We start from the raw sequence: 1588 nt of genomic DNA, 5'->3' as shown, positions 1-1588 counted from the left end.
GCATGTGTGGAATTATCGGTATTATAGGCAAGGATGAAGTCGCGCCGCTTCTGGTCGATGCTCTGAAACGACTGGAATATCGCGGTTATGATTCCGCCGGTATCGCCACCTTGCAGGGCGGAAAGCTCGGCCGTCGTCGTGCGGAAGGCAAGCTGGTCAATCTGGAAAAGCGTCTGGCCGGCGAGCCGTTGCCGGGTGTGATCGGTATCGGTCATACGCGCTGGGCGACGCACGGCAAGCCGGTGGAGCGCAATGCGCATCCACATATCACCGAACGCCTTGCAGTGGTTCATAACGGCATCATCGAGAATTTTGCCGAATTGCGCGCCATGCTGGAAGCCGAAGGCCGCAAGTTCCAGACAGAAACCGATACGGAAGCGGTCGCCCATCTGGTAACGCGTGAGCTGGAGAAGGGCAAGTCCCCGGTCGAAGCCGTCCGCGATTGCCTGCCGCTGCTTCATGGCGCCTTCGCACTCGCATTCCTGTTTGAAGGCGACGAAGAACTGCTTATCGGCGCTCGTCAGGGACCGCCACTGGCCGTCGGCTATGGCGACGGGGAAATGTTCCTCGGCTCCGACGCGATTGCGCTGTCGCCTTTCACCGACACCATCGCCTATCTGGTAGATGGCGACTGGGCCGTGCTGACCCGCAAGGGCGTCACCATTTATGACGAGAGCAACAATCAGGTCGAGCGCACGATCCAGAAGACGCAGACGGCCAATATGCTCGTTTCCAAAGGCAATCATCGTCACTTCATGCAGAAGGAGATGTTCGAGCAGCCGGAAGTGATCTCGCATACGCTTGCCAACTATCTCGATTTCACCACCGGCAAAGTGCGCGAGGGCGCCATTGGCGTCGATTTCAGCAAGGTGGACCGCCTGACGATCTCGGCTTGCGGTACAGCATTTTATGCCGCATCGGTGGGCAAATACTGGTTCGAGCAGATTGCTCGTCTTCCCGTCGATAGCGATATCGCATCGGAATTCCGCTATCGCGAAATGCCGCTGTCGAAGGATTCGCTGGCGATGTTCGTTTCGCAGTCCGGGGAAACGGCCGATACGCTGGCGTCGCTGCGTTATTGCAAGTCGCAAGGGCTGAAGATTGCGGCTGTCGTAAATGTCACTGGTTCGACCATCGCGCGAGAATCGGATGCTGTGTTCCCGACGCTTGCGGGTCCGGAAATTGGCGTTGCCTCCACGAAAGCCTTCACCTGCCAGCTTTCGGCCATGGCGTCGCTCGCCATCGCTGCGGCCAAGGCGCGTGGCGCGATTGACGATGCGCGTGAGCAGGAACTGGTGCGCCAGCTTTCCGAAGCGCCGCGTTTTCTCAACCAAGTGCTGAAGCTGGAAGACCAGATCGCTGCGGTTTGCACTGATCTCGCCAAGGTCAATCACGTCCTTTATCTGGGGCGTGGCACGTCCTTCCCGCTTGCCATGGAAGGCGCGCTGAAGCTCAAGGAAATCTCCTATATTCACGCCGAAGGCTACGCCGCTGGCGAGTTGAAGCACGGGCCTATCGCGCTAATCGATGAAACCATGCCGGTCATCGTCATTGCACCGTCCGACCGTCTTTATGAAAAGACCGTTTC

At 58.4% G+C, this 1588-nt stretch carries 1 protein-coding gene; it reads left to right on the top strand.

The window, feature by feature from the left end; translation table 11 throughout:
- Positions 1–2: 2 nt before the first annotated feature.
- On the top strand, positions 3–1588 hold a 1586-nt coding region (glmS, locus tag JAU75_RS23805; RefSeq protein WP_199058943.1), incomplete at its 3' end, for a glutamine--fructose-6-phosphate transaminase (isomerizing).

The organism is Ochrobactrum sp. Q0168 (genome assembly GCF_016427605.1).
GTDB lineage: Bacteria > Pseudomonadota > Alphaproteobacteria > Rhizobiales > Rhizobiaceae > Brucella.
This window is presented reverse-complemented; position numbering and strand designations above follow the sequence as displayed.